Origin of the sequence: Leadbetterella sp. DM7 (assembly GCF_040829825.2) — a bacterium.
GTDB lineage: Bacteria > Bacteroidota > Bacteroidia > Cytophagales > Spirosomataceae > Leadbetterella.
Genome location: NZ_JBFOLH020000001.1, coordinates 338,893 through 355,136, shown reverse-complemented (window position 1 = coordinate 355,136; position 16,244 = coordinate 338,893). Strand labels below are relative to the sequence as shown.

At 46.9% G+C, this 16,244-nt stretch carries 13 protein-coding genes; 4 read left to right on the top strand and 9 right to left on the bottom strand.

Annotated features, from left to right (window positions below; genetic code table 11):
- The 3 genes from AB2U10_RS01500 to AB2U10_RS01490 all read left to right on the top strand — a co-directional run bounded on the left by AB2U10_RS01500 (nt 1) and on the right by AB2U10_RS01490 (nt 5,441).
- Nucleotides 1–1,620, top strand: coding sequence for a RagB/SusD family nutrient uptake outer membrane protein (locus AB2U10_RS01500; RefSeq protein WP_367914485.1), 1,620 nt, complete (start codon nt 1–3; stop codon nt 1,618–1,620).
- Between the two features lie 20 nt (nt 1,621–1,640).
- Nucleotides 1,641–3,599, top strand: a complete 1,959-nt coding sequence (locus AB2U10_RS01495; RefSeq protein ID WP_367914486.1) for a hypothetical protein — start codon at nt 1,641–1,643, stop codon at nt 3,597–3,599.
- A gap of 153 nt (nt 3,600–3,752) precedes the next feature.
- A complete protein-coding gene (locus AB2U10_RS01490) occupies nt 3,753–5,441 on the top strand; it encodes a cellulase family glycosylhydrolase (protein ID WP_367914487.1) in 1,689 nt (562 codons plus the stop codon).
- 33 nt (nt 5,442–5,474) lie between these two features.
- Here AB2U10_RS01490 and AB2U10_RS01485 read toward each other — a convergent pair whose 3' ends face one another.
- The 7 genes from AB2U10_RS01485 to AB2U10_RS01455 all read right to left on the bottom strand — a co-directional run bounded on the left by AB2U10_RS01485 (nt 5,475) and on the right by AB2U10_RS01455 (nt 10,436).
- Complete coding sequence (locus tag AB2U10_RS01485) at nt 5,475–5,999, bottom strand: TlpA family protein disulfide reductase (protein ID WP_367914488.1); 525 nt, start codon at nt 5,997–5,999, stop codon at nt 5,475–5,477.
- Nucleotides 5,999–6,295 (bottom strand): thioredoxin, encoded by a 297-nt coding sequence (trxA, locus tag AB2U10_RS01480; protein ID WP_367914489.1) that lies wholly within the window; start codon nt 6,293–6,295, stop codon nt 5,999–6,001. The genes AB2U10_RS01485 and trxA overlap by 1 nt, the downstream gene beginning before the upstream one ends.
- A 149-nt stretch (nt 6,296–6,444) precedes the next feature.
- Nucleotides 6,445–7,230, bottom strand: a complete 786-nt coding sequence (locus tag AB2U10_RS01475; RefSeq protein WP_367914490.1) for a lipid II flippase family protein — start codon at nt 7,228–7,230, stop codon at nt 6,445–6,447.
- Between the two features lie 2 nt (nt 7,231–7,232).
- Entirely contained in the window at nt 7,233–8,357 is a 1,125-nt protein-coding gene (locus AB2U10_RS01470; protein WP_367914491.1) for a nucleotidyltransferase family protein, read from the bottom strand.
- Nucleotides 8,354–9,019 carry a glycosyltransferase family 2 protein gene (locus AB2U10_RS01465; RefSeq protein WP_367914492.1) on the bottom strand — a complete coding sequence of 222 codons (666 nt, stop codon included), beginning with the start codon at nt 9,017–9,019 and terminating at the stop codon, nt 8,354–8,356. Before AB2U10_RS01465 ends, AB2U10_RS01470 begins: the two co-directional genes overlap by 4 nt.
- A 9-nt stretch (nt 9,020–9,028) precedes the next feature.
- Nucleotides 9,029–10,003, bottom strand: a complete 975-nt coding sequence (locus AB2U10_RS01460; RefSeq protein ID WP_367914493.1) for a hypothetical protein — start codon at nt 10,001–10,003, stop codon at nt 9,029–9,031.
- A 1-nt stretch (nt 10,004) separates the two neighbouring features.
- A complete protein-coding gene (locus AB2U10_RS01455) occupies nt 10,005–10,436 on the bottom strand; it encodes a PqqD family protein (RefSeq protein WP_367914494.1) in 432 nt (143 codons plus the stop codon).
- Between the two features lie 138 nt (nt 10,437–10,574).
- On the opposite strand from AB2U10_RS01455, the gene AB2U10_RS01450 reads away from it, so the two are divergent.
- Nucleotides 10,575–12,056, top strand: a complete 1,482-nt coding sequence (locus AB2U10_RS01450) for a DUF6734 family protein (protein ID WP_367914495.1) — start codon at nt 10,575–10,577, stop codon at nt 12,054–12,056.
- On the opposite strand, the gene rocD is transcribed toward AB2U10_RS01450, so the two are convergent.
- The gene (rocD, locus tag AB2U10_RS01445; RefSeq protein ID WP_367914496.1) at nt 12,025–13,263 is read right to left on the bottom strand and encodes an ornithine--oxo-acid transaminase; all 1,239 of its coding nucleotides are present in this window, start codon (nt 13,261–13,263) and stop codon (nt 12,025–12,027) included. The genes AB2U10_RS01450 and rocD overlap by 32 nt on opposite strands.
- 192 nt (nt 13,264–13,455) lie before the next feature.
- Entirely contained in the window at nt 13,456–16,062 is a 2,607-nt protein-coding gene (locus AB2U10_RS01440) for a T9SS type B sorting domain-containing protein (protein ID WP_367914497.1), read from the bottom strand.
- Between the last annotated feature and the right edge of the window lie 182 nt (nt 16,063–16,244).

Sequence of the window (16,244 nt, the reverse complement as noted above, 5' to 3'; positions counted from 1 at the left end):
ATGAAGAAGATAAAAACCTACCTCCTCACCCTCGGAGTGCTCACCGGGCTGGCGGGCTGTTCAGAAAGCTTCCTGGACGTGAACCCCATGACCAGTGTGCTCGACAATAATTTTTACAAAACAGTGGCCGATGCCGAGATGGCGCTGATTGGCTGTTATGACGGCTTTCAACGCACCTCCTCTAACGGAAACATGTCGTTTTACGTTACTTCCGAAGTATTGTCTGACAATACCTTCGGCGCCACGGGCAATACAGACGGCCGGGCCTACCAGGCGCTGGACCGCTTTGATATAGCACAGAGCCCTTCGGATAATAATATATTCAACGGCACCTGGGCGGACTACTATGCGGGGATCTTCCGCTGCAATACCCTCATCAATAAGCTGGACGGCATTGATTTCGGAAGCGGTGCAGCTACGCGGAACCGGATCGAAGGGGAAGCCCGCTTTCTGAGAGCCCTGATGTATTTTGACCTGGTGAGGCTCTTTGAGAAAATTCCTTTGCTCACGGAACCTACTACCGATAATGTACCTCAGGCTGACCCTCTGCAGGTGTATAAGCAGATAGCCGGAGATCTGAAATTTGCCGCAGCGAATATTGCAGCCACGGCATACCCCAAAGCCGATGCGGCTACCAATGACGGCCGCGTAACACCGTTTGCTGCAAAAGCTCTGCTGGCCCGGGTATACTTGTTCTATACCGGCTATTATGCCAAAGATGACCTGGGTGTAAGTAAAGCAGAAGTGCTCCAGGGGCTGGAAGACGTGATCAGCAGCGGGGAATACGGGCTGGTAGAAGAGTACAAAGCCCTGTGGCCCGCCGCCAGCTATGTGCCCAATGCTGCCGATAATACGCTGGACAAGTCGGGGTACGCCGGCATGGGTAACAGAGAAACGGTATTTGCCCAGAAATTCAACAATACCCAGAACTATGACGGTATGTTGGACGGGAACCGCTGGCTGGTGATGATGGGCATGCGGAATACCAACTATGCTCCATACGGAAAGGGCTGGGGTGCCTGTACGGTGAACCCGCGGCTGGTGAACTCATTTGAGGCCGCTGACAAGCGCAGAACAGCCTCGGTGATTGACCTGGAAAGAGAAGGGATTGCAGGCAGCTTTGATATCAAAGACCAGCGGGAGTACACGGGCTACACCAATAAAAAATATACGCCTGTGGCGCTTCCTGACGGTACCTCAGATACAGGAGGGAGTAACGACTTCCAGATTTCGCAGGACCAGGATTTTATCGTGATCCGTTATGCAGATGTGCTCCTGATGGCGGCAGAGCTGGGCTCGGCCAACGCGCAGGCCTATTTTGACGCCGTTCGCGCACGGGCCGGGTTAGGATCCCGGGCTGTAACCCGGGAAAACCTCCTGGAAGAACGGAAGCTGGAATTTGCTTTTGAGGGCATCCGGTACTGGGACCTGCTGCGCCAGGGCCTGAGCACGGCGGCTTCGGCCATCGCCCAGACCCAGAATGTTTTAAGCGGAAATGCGGCGGACCAGGTAGTGATCAAAGCCGAAAATATCAGCAAAACACGGGGCTTTATGCAGATTCCCAATACGCAGATCACTTTATCAAAAGGAGTGCTGGTGCAAAATCCCGGATGGAATTAAAACCTTAAAAATGAAGTACGATGAAAAGTATATTTAAAATAATGATATCCATCTTTGCCGGAACCTGGGCGTTGATGTCCTGTTCGCCGGAAGAGTTTGGCCTGGGGAGTGTGGATGTGAAGCCGGGAGACCTGGTGCCGGGAATTGCCTATAAGATTGAGGCCGATGCCCAGAATCCGAATATTATTCACCTGACCAGCCTGATGGATAAGAAATATACCCCGTTGTGGGATCACCCCCAGGGCCGAAGCCAGAGCCAGTCGGTTACATTGCGTATCCCGTTCCCGGGAACCTACACGGTGAAATTCGGCGTGCAGACCCGGGGCGGTATAGTATACGGTGAGGCAACCACTTTCAAAGTGGAAAGTTTTTATGCACCCTTTGTGGAAGATGAAATGTGGGAGATGCTCACCGGCGGTGTAGACCAGGAAAAAACCTGGTACCTGGACCTCGATGCGGAGGCGGTGAGCCGGAATTTCCTGGGCCCCCTTTATTTCTATGGTACAGATAACGGGTGGCTGGGAGATTGCCTCAAAGAAGGCGGCGACTGCTGGAACTGGAACCCGGATTACAAGGGAAACTCATGGCTGATGGATGCAGCTGACTTCGGAAGCATGACGTTTGATCTGAAAGGAGGTGCCCATGTGAAGGTAAATCATGCGACCATTCCGGGCAGGGGGCAGGAGAGTGGAACGTACCTGCTGGACACCGATAATAAGACCATGCGGATGACCGATGCTGCGCCCCTCCATGACAGCGGCCGGGACGGGGTGGTGATCGACTGGGGGAATATCCGTATCCTGTCACTGACCAAAGATCACATGCAGCTGGCGGTGCTGAGAGATGCGGTTTTATCAGGAGAAGGAGCCTGTTTGCTGGTCTATAATTATATTTCAAAGGAATACAAAGACAACTGGACCCCCGGAGAAGTGGCAGAACCCGAACCACCCTACACCGGTGATGCGAACAATGACCTGACCACCTCGGTTACTACCACCCGGAAGTGGGTGATGTCTGCAGCCACGCCCTATAACTGGACCGACCTGGCCGGGGGACTGCTGAATCCCTGGAACAGTGCCCAGGATTATATCAATAGCGGATGGGCGCCCTACAATGCGGCCACCATTAAAAATATTTCACTTAGCCTGGCCAAAACCGGAGCCAGGGCGGGGACCTACACGTTTACGGACGGTTCGGCCCATGCCATCAGCGGCACCTACACCATTGATGACAAGAATAATATCCAGTTTGATAAGGCCATCTCCTTTGTCATAGCCGACTGGGTTTCGCTCAGTACCACGGCTGACAAAACCCTGAGGTTGCTGAAGACCGAAACAGATGCCTCCGGTGCGATTTCCGGCATATGGCTGGGAGCCCGAGACCCGGTGAAGGCAGAATATGCAGCTTATCATTTTGTGCCGGGAGGTACGGTGGCAGCTGATCCGATGGCTGCATGGAAAACGGCGCTGGTAGGGAAAACCTTTAAGCCGGATGTCAACTGGTTTGCCGACTGGGTGGAATTTCCGCCCAACTTTGCCGGGGGCTGGACCAGCGCTTCCACCTTCGGAAATGATTTTACCTCCAATGGCTGGGTGTGGGATGCCAAAGTGAAGGCCGTTGCAGAAAGCGCCAGCCTGAGTTTCCGGCAGGACGGTAACGATATTAAAGCAGACCTGAAGCAAACCCTGGACGGTAAGCCTTATGAAGCCACGGGGACAGTGACGATAGATCCGGATAAGAACATCCTGAAGATAAGCATTCCGCTGGTAGATTATAAGGGTACAGCGGCAGAATGGTTACCCACCACCAATACGAAGTCCGTTTCAGGAAGTAAGAACGACTGGTATTTTGTATCGCACGGAGGGGCCAACCTGAATAATGTGGATACACAGGGGTTATGGTTAGGTGTAGTTTCCAACTCTATTGCGGGAGGGGATACAAAAGATGAGGTGCTGGTTTACCATTTTGTGAAAAATTGATTGGTTTTAAGCATATTTGGGGAGCCTCTGGGATTGGGGCTCCTCAATATTTCCTGAACGATCGCAGGTGTTTTCAAACTGATGCGCCCTGAGCCCTATTGAAGGGTATCTTTTAATTTTCGATATTTTTCTTTTCAGAGCTTTTATCAACAGATGAACAGATTTATAACTTTTTTCCTGGCCTGCCTCCTGGGCATAGCATGTAAGGAAGGTGCGCCTTCTGTTACTCCTGAAATAGTTTTATCCACCACCGGAATCGCGGCAGAAGCGGAGGCCGGGACTTACGTTTTTCATGTGAAGTGTAATACGGAATGGACAGCGAGCGTATCGCCTGACTGGGCAGTGCTCAGCGTACGCAGCGGTAGTGCAGGCACCACCCGTATAGAAGTGGCGGTGCAAGCCAATACCACTTCACAAAGCCGGGAAGCGGTGATCACGGTCAGTGCCGGTACAGCCGGCGGCCAGGTAAGGGTGATTCAGAAAGAGGCAGAGATGCTGAACATCAGTAAAAACCAGTTTGATCTGCCCGCTTCGGGAGGTGAAATTTCTTTTGAGGCGGAGGCGTCTTCTGCAATTACATTGGGTAAAACACTTTTCTGGATAGAGCAAAAGCCGGTGTCTGGAAACAGCTACTATTTTACCATCGGTGAAAACCCCGCTCATTTCCCCAGAACGGGTACGATTACGCTGGGATCGGGAAATATCCAACGGGTAGTTACTATTCACCAGAAAGGTAAGAAACTTATGGTGGATGCCGATAAAACGGGTATGGAAAGCAATGCCGCTGAACTGGCTGCGAAAATAAAGATCGGCTGGAACCTGGGCAACAGCCTGGAAGCCTGTGCAGATGAAAATACGGCAAGTGAAACCCTGTGGGGTAACCCGGCGACGTCTAAAGAGCTCATAGACCTGGTGAAACGCTCGGGTTTTAATGCGGTCCGTATTCCCACCGCCTGGAGCGGTTATATCGAGGACCGGAATACATACAAAATTAAGGATGAATGGATGATGCGCGTAAGGGAGGTGGTGGACTATTGCGTGGCTAACGGTATGTACGCCATCATCAATATTCACTGGGATGGCGGCTGGCTGGAAAATAACCCCACCTATGCCCGGCAGGCAGAGGTCAACAAAAAGCAAAAGGCGCTTTGGGAACAGATAGCGGTGGCTTTCCGGGATTATGACGAACACCTGCTCTTTGCGGGCGCCAATGAAGTGCACGCCGACTACAACCGGCCCACGGCAGAGCATCTCCAGGTACAGATGTCGTATAACCAGACCTTTGTAGACGCCGTACGTTCTACAGGGGGCAGGAATGCCTGGCGGGTATTGGTAGCCCAGGGCTATAATACCAATATCCAGTATACCTATGAGTCGCTGGTGCTGCCCAAAGACCCGGCCGTTAACCGGATGATGGCGGAGGTACATTACTATGACCCCTATGATTTTACCCTCGAAAGCGGCGCTTCGGCCAAATACCTTTGGGGCAAAGATTTCAAAGGGAGCACAGGGGTATCTGCCTGGGGGCAGGAAGATTGGGTGAATGAGGCTTTTGGCCTGATGAAAGAGAAATTTACCTCCAAAGGTATCCCCGTCATCCTGGGCGAATACGCCGCTACCTACCGGGCTTCACTCCCGGCGAATGTACTGGAAGACCACAAAAAAGCCCGGAACTATTACCTGAATTACGTGACAAAAACGGCAAAGCGTTACGGGCTGATTCCTTTCTATTGGGATAACGGCGGTACAGGCAATAATGCTTCCGGCATTTTTGACAGGCCTAACCTGACCGTAGTGCATGCTGACGCCCTGGAGGCACTGCTGAGTGCAGCGGATTTTTAGAAATTAGTTAACGGACTGTTTTTTGTTGCCCGTTTATTGCTTCAATATCCCTTCAAACTGGTTACGAAAATCCTGGGCCGTGAAGTCTGACATGCCTTCGTGGCGGTAGCTGATTTCACCTTTTTTGTTGAGGATAACCGTGGTAGGAATGGCTTGTCCGAGGAAGGCCTCGGGAATCATCCCGGCCGGGCTATACACCGGAAAGGTGAAGTTGTTTTTTTCTACAAAGCTTTTGGCCAGATCGGGCTTGTTGTCCACTTCCACTACCAGGAATTCTACGTCAGGGTTTTTCCCGTAGTCATTGTAAAAAGCCTGCAAAGAAGGCATTTCCTTAATGCAGGGCGGACACCAGGTAGCCCAGAAATTCAGTACCACCACTTTTCCTGACAGGTCGGCAAGGTCTGTGTTTTGTCCGTCGAGGCGGGTAAAGGCTACGCCTGAAGCGGCTTGCGCTGCAGGGGCTTCGGTAAGAGCTACCTGCTCTTCGGTATTTTGATCGTTTTTGCTGATGCAGGAGCTTAGGCCCGCAATAAGGGCCAGGACAAGAATTCGTTTCATTATTTATACTGATGGATAATTTGCTCTAACTGGTGAACGGGTACTACGCCTGACTGACGCCAGAGGGGTTGCCCGTTTTTGAACAATATTAAGGTAGGTACACCCTGTATTTTGTATTGCTGGGCAATGGCGGGGTTGATATCCACATCTACTTTCAGAATGGAGGCGTCATCACCTACTTTCTGTTTGAGCTCGTTTAGCATGGGCGCCATGGTTTTGCACGGGCCACACCAGGTAGCAAAAAAATCTACGAGGGTCAGTGTATCGCTGTTTATCTTTTTCTGAAAAGAGTTCATCTTATTTTGTATTTTCAAAGCACCTCAAAGGTCCGTATAAAATCGGAGTTTATAGGTAACTTCTGTTACTAATTGATATTTTCATAACTCTGTTGTGTAAAGTTACGAAACAGGCCTGTGATTCTGCATTAAAATTCAATAAAAAACCATCAGAGTAACCTGGCCAAAAATACTACTATATAAGCCAAAGGAATCAATAAAGCTATAGCCATGCCGGTACCTGTAATTCTTGCCAATACCACAAAGAATAAGTATTTTCTGAAATAAACCTCAGAGTATTCTCCGTTAACTACCTTGTCTGCAGTAATACCCAAATGGGGCTCAACAAGAATCATCACCAGGATAGTGGACAAACCGATAATAACCCCATTCAGAGATAAAGAAGTGGTTCTTAAGTCGGGCTCCAGGTAACCGGCATATAAACATGATAATACACTTATGGTAGTAAGTGACCCTATTACCACATTCATGATGATTATATTTACGGGCATTTTTTTAAACTCTCTCAGTTGATTAAAGTTGGAGGCTTTAGGAATTGTAAGAGAGCGGTAAAATTTACAATATATGCTTAAACTAAATACACTTTTGAAAAGCCTGACTAAAGAATTATTTTTATATGCTTTCTCTACGGCATCATGCATAAACCGATGCAAAGTAGGAATGAATAATCCTCCTAAGATACTTCCGGAGAAAGACACTATACAGAGGTTTATGAATAACCAATAGTCAGGCCCGGTTCTGTTTAAAATAGATGTTTCTACAGTATGGGTAAGTAAGGGTGCCTGAAATGTGGTTAAGAACCGCATAGCAAGGAAAATAATATTATATACAGCATAAGAAGCGGCCATTTTGCCTGTTCGGACACCTACTAACCTTACAGATAGTACCGCCGTACCAAAAAAATGAATCAGGAATGTAAGGATTAAAACGGCCATGCTTAATCTTTTATGAGTTCGCCTTGTATCCTGTTATAATACCACGAGGTGAGATACTTGAAAAGGGAAGTGTCTGATTCGCGTAAAAAAAGAAAATAATGTATAAATCTTCGGATAGTACCGTACCAGGCCAGGCTAATGAAACCAAAATTCCTTATATTCCGTGTAGTGTTTCTGTAATAGGCGTTCTCTAAGTGGGTCGTTTTCAAGTTATTTATCTTAGAAACAAACCCCGGGGGAAAATCTGCATGAAACACATTATCCAGGTAAGTAAACGAGTCTTTCAAAAACGGCTTATACGGAAACTTCCGGGCCAGCGTATATACTTCTTCCCAGTCTATTTCTGCTTTTTGCCGTATTTTATGGGTATCAGCCACCCACCTGAAAGGGGGGACAAAGTCAAAGTTTCTGTCATGTATGATACTCAAAAAAAACGCATGCGTGTCGTGCATTTTATACATTACCTCCCCGTTATGCTCTTCTTTCCGTGCTTTCTCCCAAATAAAATCTGATACATTGATTTTATTTGAATATTCGGCAAAGATGTTCCAGTGTAAGCCTATGTCAATGCCCGCTTCAAATTCCAGGTGTACAGCATGGGTATTATCTTTCATTCTTAAGCTAAAGGTGTTTTGTTTATTTCCGAAATATCCCTGTTCCATTAGTTTAACTACCTTTTCACGGTAATTAAAAGGAATAAGAATACCTCCGTCGTTCATAGGCCTTAAAGCCATGCTGTCGTAATAATTTTGGGCATAATCCAACCCCTTAATTTTCATGCTGGGGATTTTTAGAAGAGTAAGAGATTTTTGAATCTGACCGGCCCGATATTCAATTTGTTTATTTCTCACCCAGAAATTTTTGCGGATCCCCCTTAAAAGTTTAAAATAAGGGTGACTGTTTTCTCCTAAATTCTGGATTACCAAAGGCAAAAGCCGCTGGCTTTCCAGGTCTAAGCTATCCATAAAATCGGAAAGGAAAGTTGGAGAATCAGGGTTAAGAGCTTCTAAGTTTTTCCTGACCAGCCATTTCGAGAAAGAAACATGAGCCTTATTATTTTCATTAAGGGCAGATTTTAAAAGTAACGTTTGTATTTCTGTAGGAAAATGCCCTCCAATACCTCTCATAATTCCTTTTGCTGGTTTATCTTATTTCTTAATAATGCCAAAAGTGTAGGATAATAATCCGCTCTCTGCGAAAGCGAATTTTCACGAACTCTTCGGTAAGCCACGAGGTGTTCGGTATTATTATAATTCAGGCCTTTTACTTTGGCTCTTTCAAACCAGTCGATAAATTCGTGCATCTCGACTTCGTGTAACAGCCCGTATTTTTCAAATACCTCTTTTTTAAACAGGATAGAGATTTTGGATTTAAAATCCAAACTGCCTTCCTGAAATCTGAACCGCTCTTTCTTTGGTTCAAGTTCAGGGCTCAGAAACTGTTTAACCCTCCCAAAAGTGACTTCCAGTTCCGGGTTTTTATGAAACTCTGACACCTGAAGGCTTAGCCTGTCCGATGCCATAATATCGTCACCGTCTAAAAATGCCAGCATTTCGCCACTTGCTGCCTTTATTCCTGTATTCATGGCCTTCCCCAACCCTCCATTTTCCTGGGTGATTACTTTAATCTTATTCCCAAAGGTTTTCAGAATATCCAAAGAATTATCGGTAGAACCGTCATTTACTACGATGATCTCGGTGTTCGGGTAGGTTTGGTTTAAGGCAGACGTAACGGCCTCCTCTATGTAGCTCTCCAAATTATATAGGGTAATAATTATACTTATTTTCATAACGAAATTTTAATTATCATGATTTAGCTTATGAATCAGCACTTCCGGAATCTGGCGAAGCTCCGTACCTGCCATTAACCGGTAGGTAGGTACTTTTGAAATAAACACTTTCATTTTTTCTGCCGTGCTGACGGAACTACGCAATATCCAAACCGATGAGGGGACCAATGCCATGACCGCATCTGCTTTTGAACATTCCTGAATAAATGTGTGTGTTTTCCCGGTTATGGTTGGAAGCAGTAAGGCCTCAATTCTGAAATTATTGATCATCTTATTTTTGGCAATATCATCAATATACACATGGCCTTTTTCATGAGGTAATTGCTCCCGGTTTGAAATGTGCTTTTTTAAATGCGGGAAACGGGAGAACTGTTCCGTATTTAATTTGGCTACTCCATAAAGACTGTATGCCCGGCAGTTTTCTGAATCCACCAGAATAAAATCATCTCCGCCGTAGCTTAAACTACTCTCTAAGCAGGCTAAAGTCGATGTAGATTTCCCGGCGCCGCTCTTCCCCGTAAGTAAAACGCCTTTACCTGCCAATCCCAAGCCCCCGGCATGGCATAAAAACATAGAAGTGGTTTCAAACCAGTGATGAAACAGCGACCTTAAAGGAGCTGCGGTCTCATTAGGAGGGAGGCGGTTGAAATCACTTACCCAATAGTATATTTCTTTCTGTTTATAGTCAACCAGCGTAAAAGAAAGCTCCCCTGTATTATAGACCGCTTTCTGTTCTCCAAAATTCAGAAGCTCTCCGTTATAAGGGTTTACTTTTTCCCATTTTAACCCTTCTTTCGGAGGAGAAAAACCGGTGGTTCTGGTATCAATAAGATGAATAGTGACTTGTTCATTTAATAAGCCAGGCGTTTCTAAATGCATTAAAGCTCTCAGATATCTGCTGAAGTCATAGTCTCCATAGCCCAAAACTTTAAATGTATAGTTACCAAGATTAAACCGCCATTTAAAATCTGAAGCGTTTTTCATCTCAGATATCTTCTTTTCGTTTAGGCCAGCCTTTCCCTGAATCTACATCATGAATGGGGTCAAGCATAATCAGTTCCTGCATATCATCAAAAACCTCTATGGCAAGATGCTCATAAGGCAACATCTCTGTTTTGCCGTCAGTCGCTACCGTGCTACTATCTAAGCCTGTTTCTACTATAATTTCTTCCTGAAGCAGTACATCTATAAACATTTGCACTTCGCGCTCTATAATTTCCTTTTGCTCACTATACTTCAATAGCAACGAAGAAATTATAAAATCTTTATGAACAGAATCTTGTAATAATCCAAGCACAAAAACGCCGGTACTCCCCCTCACACTGTAATATTTACCTAAAGAAATATTTATTAAAACAGCTTCATTATCAAATACCTCCATAGCAATATTTGATTCATTTAATTTAAAAGCTCTCATCTAATAGTTTATAGTTTTATTCATTAAAGGAAAATGGGCATGCCTCGCTGCTTTTTCACAAAGATGCCCGTCTTTATCACCGTAAATTTGGTTATTTTTCTCCATTTTACATATTTTTGGATGTAATTATTCTATGCTATGAATGCCATACAAACGTATTGGATATCCGGAAATTCTGTACCCGCCGGAGGTTGGATCAACAGGCGATTTGAATATATAAGCTGGTCTTTAAGCTTCTTTCTCTTAAAAAGAAACTTCGCTCAGGTCCATCTCTATGGTAATACTCCGGGAGTTTTGACTCTTTCTGAAGAGCTGGGTTTGAAGTATGACAAGGTTTTTACCTGTTTAGATACAACAGAAGAACAAATCAGTGACTTATGGACAATGGCTAAAATCTATGTGTATTCTTTACAGGAAACCCCTTTTGTTCATGTAGACGGTGATGTTTTCTGGTTTAATTTTCCCCCGAAAGATTTCCTTTCTTCAGAAGTAGTAGCTCAGTGCCTGGAAATAGGTGACCCCTTTTATCACGATGTTTTGAAAACCATCCGGGAAAATCACGGTAGTTTACCCGCTTACTGGGATAAAATAAACCTGAATTCTGTTTTTGCCATAAATATGGGTATCCTGGGAGGACATCATGTGCAATTGTTTAAAAAGTTTTATGACGAGGCTTTAAATTTTTACCACGAAAATCTCAAGCTGTTTAGAAAGCATAGCTCAGGCTCATTGAAATATTTGTATATTTTTATTGAGCAATTCTTTTTTTCTGTTCTGGCCAGGGAAAACAATGCGAGTATAAAACTTCTCAAAAAAACGGCATTCAAAAATGATTTTAGCGAAGTTCTGAACTTTAACAAAGTTTTACCCTCCACCGGTGAGCCTGATTTTTTACACTTATTAGGGTCTTACAAATACCGGCTGAACTATTGTAATAAAATGGAGTTCTGGTTAAAAAAGTTGTGGCCGGCTCAATTACAAAAGATTGATGCCTGTTTCAATGCTGAAATAACCGGGGGGGCTTTCCTACGTTTAAACCCGGAAAATGAAAAAAGATTGCCTTTTTCAAAATGGATATACAATAGCCCTGAAGAAGTCTTCTCCGATTTAAACCAAAGGTCTTCAGCCCTGTACAACCAGTTGGGGGATGAAGACTCTGCTGAGTTTCAGAAATACCGGGATTGTTTAGATTTTGAAAGTAAAAGAAAACAAGTGTTAGAAGTTTTGTTGGATGAGAAGGAAGATGCTGTTTTTCAGCATTTTGAATCGCACAATCGCTTCTGTTCAAAACCCTTTGAAGAAATCAGGGATTTAACGGTTGAGTTAAACGAGTCTAAACTTGTCAAAAGCAGGAATAACTGGTTTAATAATTTAGAATATAAAAGCAAAAACTACTGGTATCATTTAATTGTCGACACAAAGAAAACGTGTTTCCAGGAGTTTCTTTTCAGCGAACCAGATTGTAAAATACTGGATTTAATGAGCCATCCCATAACCATAAATGACCTGAAATATATGGCAGAAGAGAAAACGGACCCCAGGGTTAACCTGCACGAAATACTCAAGTCACTATTTGGAGAGGGGGTAATTAAAGTTTCACCTCAAACGCACTTAATGTAGAAATAATAATTTCCATACATTCCAGTAGTTGCTCCTCGCTAATCACTAATGGCGGCGCAAAGCGGATTTTGTTGCCGTGGGTAGGCTTGGCCAGCAGGCCGTTTTTCATCAGGGCCATGCAGATCTCCCAACCCAGCTCCGACTCTTCGTCGCTGTTGAGCTCAACGGCGTTGAGCAGGCCTTTGCCGCGTACCAGCTTTACGATCCGGCTTCCGGCAATGTATTCGTTCAGCTTGTCCCGGAATAACTGACCTAGGACGTGGGCGCGTTCCGCCAGGTTTTCATCCAGCACTACCTGCAGGGCCTCTTGTGCCACCCGGCATGCCAGGGGGTTGCCCCCGTAAGTAGAACCGTGTTCCCCCGGCCGGATGGTCAGCATGACCTCGTCATCGGTGAGTACGGCAGATACCGGGAGGGTTCCCCCGGAGAGCGCTTTTCCCAGGATCAGGATATCCGGTCGCAGATCTTCATGATCTACACACAGCATTTTACCGGTGCGGGCAATGCCCGTTTGTATTTCATCGGCAATAAAGAGCACCCGCGCTGCTTTACACAGGCGGGCTACTTTGGAGAGATAGCCGTCTTTGGGCACTTTTACTCCTGCTTCTCCCTGGATCGGCTCTACAATGAAGCCTGCTATGAAGGGGTCGGAGATAAGCGCATTTTCCAGCGCCTCCACGTTGTCGTACTCCACGGTTTCCACGCCGGGCAGAAAGGGCCCGAAACCGGTGGTGCTTGACGGATCGGTAGAAGCCGAAATAATGCCGGTGGTTCGTCCGTGGAAGTTTTCACGGGCAAAAAGCACGCGGGCTTTTCCCTCCGGGATACCTTTCTTTTCGTAGCCCCATTTGCGGCAAAGTTTCAGGGCCGTTTCTACCGCTTCTACGCCGGTATTCATCATCAATACCTTATCGTAGCCGAAAAGCTTAGTAATGTATTTCTCAAACTCTCCCAGCGGTGCACTGTGAAACGCACGGGAGGTGAGTGTCAGCTTCTGCGCCTGTTGGGTGAGGGCGCGGATAATGCGGGGATGGCAATGCCCCTGGTTCACAGCCGAGTAGGCAGAGAGAAAATCGAAATACCGCTTACCGTCTACATCCCAAAGGAAAACGCCTTCCCCTTTTTCCAGCACCACGGGCAGCGGGTGATAGTTATGAGCGCCGTACTTTTCTTCCAGGTCAATGTAGTAAGAGGTAGAATGTGCCATGATCGAAAGTGATTTTTGACAAGGTACTATTTTCAGGGTGGAAAAGCAAAAAATGCTTACGCTTTCTCTCTGATGATACAGATGGGTACAGAATTTTTTCTGTGGAGATCTGTGTTGCCTGTGAGCTAAAATTAACGTCTGCTTTTTTTCGTACGGATTACACAGATAAGCTCAGGATTTTTTTCCGGGATATTACTTCTCTGTCAGTACGAGAATTGAGCCTACTTTCTTTTGTTCGCCGAGCTGCGGGAAATCCCGCATGTAATAACGCAGCACATACGCGAAAAGCTGATTGCTTAGTACCTGGCCTTTGTAGCGGCCATCCCACCGGTTATCCAGGTCATCGGTCTGGAAGACCTGCTCGCCCCAGCGGTTATAGATTTCCAGCCTGGGTTGCTGGATAAAATAATGAACCACCTTGAACGTCTCGTTGAGCCCGTCACCGTTGGGGGTAAATGCCGTTGGAACATTGACAATGGGCTCGCAGCCCTCCTGGAGGTCAAGCTGCCGTTCGGTAGTGCAATTAAAATTATTGGTCACTTTAACCTTAAAAGTCTGAGCCGTCTGGAACGTAAATACCGGGTTACGGTAGTTGTTGTCTATGGGAGCATCGTAACGGGTCAGCCATTCAAATTCAAAAGACGATCCTCCTGTGGGTTTGGGATCTACCGTCAACCCCTGGTAAGGATACTCGTCACATACATAAAGCGGATCAGGGATGGTCAGCTCCGGTGCGGGCTTGATGTATACCCTGCCCTCAAATTCAATAGGGCTGCCGCAGTAATCTTTTATCTTAACAACCGATACGCTGGCGATTTCTTTGTAAGGACGAACGGTCATCTTTACTGTCTTCCAGCCGGGCGAAGTAAACGTTTTTGAAGGATTGGGGTTGTTTTTAAACGTTTCTCCGTCAATCACCCAGTCTACGTCATTTTTCATGGGACTGCATATTTCCTGGCTGGTAAACAGGGTAGGTGCGTTCATACAGTTTCCGCTGTAGTTGGCGCCAAGTCCCTGCCCGTCTTGTGCAGGTGCAGCCGCTACCACATTCGGAAAACCCAGCTTAGTTGTCCCGGCCACCGCTGTTCCCGGGTTACTGGAATTGAGCGTAAATCCTACGGCGTCTCTGCCGGCCTCATCCGGCGCCTGCAGGTAGTGAATGGTGCTGCTGTTATTGATCGTTACATACACATATTTCGAGCCCGCACCGTATTTTGGACCTAAGCCCAGCGCTCCGAATTCCTGCATGGACGAAGCGATTTCGGTGACTCCCCCGTTGGCAATATCTACCTGCAAAAGCCTGGATTCTACCGTGCTGCCATCACCTTTGAGCGTTACGTAGAGGTAAGCGCCATTCGGGCTGAAAGCCAGCCCGTAAACGGTAGGAGGGGCTGCGTATCCAAGGTCAACCAGGCGGGGGGCTGACAAGGTATTGTTTTCCGGATTGCGGCCGGTAATCTGCACAAAATTATTCCCGTTAATGACCAGGCCGTGGGCCAGTTGATTTCCATCGGCTGAAACCGCTACATAGCCTTCCGAGACAGTTCCCGGCTGGAGTGGGGGCATGGTCTGCTCAACACTGACCGTGCCCAGGGCGTCAACGGTTATCGACTGGAAACTCCCGGAGAGTGCATTGTACGCGGTGATGAAATACGACTCATGCTCATCATCACTGCCGCGTTCGGCCGTGATTTTTCCCTTCACATTGACGGCCACGGGCACATCGGCTTCCACCACGGCGCCCTTGCCCCCCCTTTCCCGCATATCAATGACTGAATACGTGAGCAGGCCCGTATTTTCATCTACGGTAAAAAGGTAATAATTGATAAAGTCGCAGGCGCTGCAGACCGGTTTGGGTATCAGGGCTACACCCTGGGCACCTGTAGCTTTGCTGATGGCAAAAGAGCCCCCGCCGGCTACCGGGATTTCCGAATCATCGTCACCGGAATACAGTTTTTTTCCGTCGGTATACAGCACCAGCTTATTATGCTGATCAAAGACCATAGCAGCAGCCTCATCGGCCTGCATTTTGTTTACACCTGGGTCTGAAGGATCAAAAGACGGGTTCACAATTTCCGGCTGGGGATCCAGGCTGCCGTCTTCGTCGAGGGAGTCCTGTACCATTTCGTTTCCCGTGAGGGTAAACTCCAGGCCGGAACCGTGTCCGAAATACCATTTTTCGGAACCGCCGCCGGAGCTCGATTCCTCATAGCATAATTTTACGTTGATCTTAGCTGAGCGGGAGCAGCCCGTAGTATTGTCAATGACCTCTACCGAGTAGCAGCCGGCTTCACTTACATCAATGGTACGGGTGGTTTGCCCTTCCGGGAACCACTTATAGCTTACATTGGCGGGCGCCGACTGTCCTTTATAAGGGTCGAGGGTGATGGTTTTTCCTTTGCAAATGGTAGAATCCTGTTCGGTTTTGTCTCTGAAGAGCGGCTGATAAGGGTAATAGCCCACGTTTATCAGGCGGGTATACGGTCCGGCCAATGTGGCCCCGCCATTATCTACCGGGGTAACTTTTACCGTGTAGGGGCCCGGAGTGGTATAGGCATGTAAGGGGTTTCGCGTTGTTCCTGTAAGAACGGTACCGTCGCCGAAGTCCCAGGTCCAGTTGCCGAAATTATTCTCAGTAGCTTCAAAGAAATAGGTCTTTTCATCGCACGATGTGGGCGTGCTCGCGGCAGGAGAGCCCGTAGCAGGGGGAGTCACCGGGGCTGAGGGATCAACCAGGCACGCTTTGCCCACGTAGAGCTGGGCGTTGGATACGGTGGCTCCGAAAAATAATAAACCCAAAAATAAAAGCAGCCGTTTTTCCATATACCAATACTTCACACTTACCTAAACGCAGAAAAAGACATAAATGTACACAGGGAAGAATTTACAAAGTTACGTTTTTTCATTTTTTTTAATCGTATGAATTACCTTTGCGTGCAGACCCATGCAAAATAAACCGGAAGCGAAATGCGGGGGATCTC